The sequence below is a fragment of the Streptomyces sp. NPDC055140 genome (genome assembly GCF_053607285.1).
The window spans coordinates 1-2,175 of record NZ_JBSGTG010000063.1; the positions used below are offsets into that span (position 1 = coordinate 1).

The following is a 2,175-nucleotide window of genomic DNA, read 5'->3' on the forward strand; positions in this document are numbered from 1 at the left end:
CTGAGGCCACCCCAGACGCCGGAGTCCTGGCCGGACTCGAGCGCCCACTGCAGGCACTGCTCCATGACGGGGCAGCGGCGGCAGACGGCCTTGGCCTCTTCGATCTGCAGGAGCGCGGGGCCGGTGTTACCGATGGGGAAGAAGAGCTCGGGGTCTTCCTCGCGACAAACGGCGTTGTGACGCCAGTCCATGGCGTACCTCCACAGGTTGGGTGATGACGGGTGGTTCCCGGCGGGCGTGGTGAGGCGCCGGGACGAGGTGACGGGGTGGTGCTGGTGCGGGAGAAGTGCGGTTGGCATGGTGGCTGGGCCACCAGCAGCCGGGGCCGTCGGTGCTCTTCGAGTTGAGCGGCTCTATGGGCATCGACGACGTTGGGTTGCTGGTTGGTGCACGGCGATGCCGCGCGGTGATCCCTGGACGCAGGGCCGATTTCCGCGGGGAAATCCGCCCGGGCGTGGTTGGAGTGTCTGGCTGCGTCGTTCTGCTTCTTTTGAGCCGGTTGCGCGATGCGTCGTGGGCGTGGCCCTTTCTCGGCCGGCTGGTCTCCACTCGCCTCGGCCGGTGTGGTCACGGCCGTCGTGCTGCGGTGGATCGCGCTCTGGACTTGTTGATCAAGCTGGTTGAGCCCGTTCCGTCGGCCCGTGGACGGATCGGTGGAGCGGTGTCGAGTGGGCACTGGACTGCATGCACCGATCGCATGCGGCCATCAATCCGTCTAGTCGTCTAGTCGTCTAGGCGAATTCAGATGCCAGTCTGCATGCGCGCCGGGTGCTCGTCAAGGGATTCGTCTAGTCGTATGCTCTTGATGCCTCAGACATCCGCCAAGGAGCCAGCCGTGGACCTCTCGACCCTTCCGCAGCACCAGAAGGTGGCGGCCATGGCGCGCGTACTGAAGGCCGAGATCATCGAGGGGCTATACGGCACGGAGGATCAACTCCCCACCGAGCCCGAGCTGATGAAGCGCTTCGGTGTAGCCAGGGAGACCGTGCGCCGAGCGCTGCAGTTGCTCAAGGAGTCGGGCGTCGTGATGTCCGTCCAGGGCAGCGGGACCTTTGTGCGTCGCCGGCCGCGGCGGACCACGCTGCTTCGCGAGTTCTTGCCCCAGGGCGGGCCTGCGGACTGGATCGACCACGGCTCCGAGTCCTGGGTCCCGCTCGATCCGCCCGCCGGCTGGAGCAGGGGAGAGCTGCCACCTGAACTCGCGGAGAGCACGGGGCTCAAGGGCGAGGTCGCCGTCTGGGCCTGCGTGCGAGGCGTCGGCTCGGACCCCCGCGTTCCGCTCCAGCTGGTGAAGACCTACGTCCCCCTGGAAGTCGTCGACAAGCTGTCCGGCCTCGAGACGGAGACGTCGGGAGGTGCTGCAGTTCTGGAGCGTCTCGTACGGGCGGGAGCCATGCTGTCCTGGACCCTTGTCGACGGTGCACGCATGCCGGAGCAGGGGGAGGCCGCAACCCTGGACACCCCGATCGGGATCCCCTTGGTGCAGACGCTGCGTGTCACCCGCCAGGACGGGGCCGTGGTCGAGGCCACCGAGTACGTGATGTCTTCGGAACGCTTCTGCCTCACCTCCCGGCCTGACCAGGGCGCCGACAACCTGAATCTCGCCGAAGGCAACTGACCCCCCGCGAGGGAGCAGCGGTCCGCATCCCTGCTGACCTCATCGTCGGCCCCGTGGTGGGTGTTGCGGTTGATCGGCTATACCCGTCCGACTAGTGATCACTGATGCGATGTGGGAGCGGCTCAAGCCGTTGATGTCGGCCGATCCGCTCCATGGCCGGCGGAGGGCTGATCACCGTCGAATCCTGGAGGCCATCGCGTGGAAGTACCGCATCGGCTCGCCCTGGCGGGACCTGCCGGACGAGCTCGGCTCGCCACTGCCACACCCTGTCCTCTCTACCAACACGCCGACTCCAGATGCTGGTAGCGCTTCACCGGTCAACAGCGGGCCCGGTGAAGGAAGAGGTCACTGGGGAGGTGTACCAAGCGGATGGGCGAAATGATCAGAGCCGCAGGTGCGGTGCTCTGGTTCCATGCCCGCACCGGTCGGGGTGAGCGCACCCAAAGCCGCCCGAATCGTGTCGCTGCCCTTCCTCCATCGCTTCGGCGCGATGAGTTTCAGACGCGGCGCGGTCGGTGGGGCCAGCACCTGGCTTCGGCAATCGATGACTGGAATGA

General features: G+C 66.9%; 2 protein-coding genes and 2 pseudogenes. 2 read left to right on the plus strand and 2 right to left on the minus strand.

What is annotated here, in order from left to right; genetic code table 11:
* Positions 1-191 (minus strand): WhiB family transcriptional regulator (locus ACWFR4_RS45850; protein WP_453657606.1); only part of this gene is annotated, 191 nt, incomplete at its 3' end.
* 644 nt (positions 192-835) lie between these two features.
* On the opposite strand from ACWFR4_RS45850, the gene ACWFR4_RS45855 reads away from it, so the two are divergent.
* Positions 836-1,618, plus strand: coding sequence for a GntR family transcriptional regulator (locus ACWFR4_RS45855; RefSeq protein ID WP_453657588.1), 783 nt, complete (start codon positions 836-838; stop codon positions 1,616-1,618).
* A gap of 109 nt (positions 1,619-1,727) precedes the next feature.
* Positions 1,728-1,871, plus strand: a pseudogene (locus ACWFR4_RS45860) (transposase); the annotation flags it as partial.
* A gap of 92 nt (positions 1,872-1,963) precedes the next feature.
* Here the strand turns inward: ACWFR4_RS45860 and ACWFR4_RS45865 are convergent.
* A pseudogene (locus tag ACWFR4_RS45865) lies at positions 1,964-2,175 on the minus strand (hypothetical protein); the annotation flags it as partial.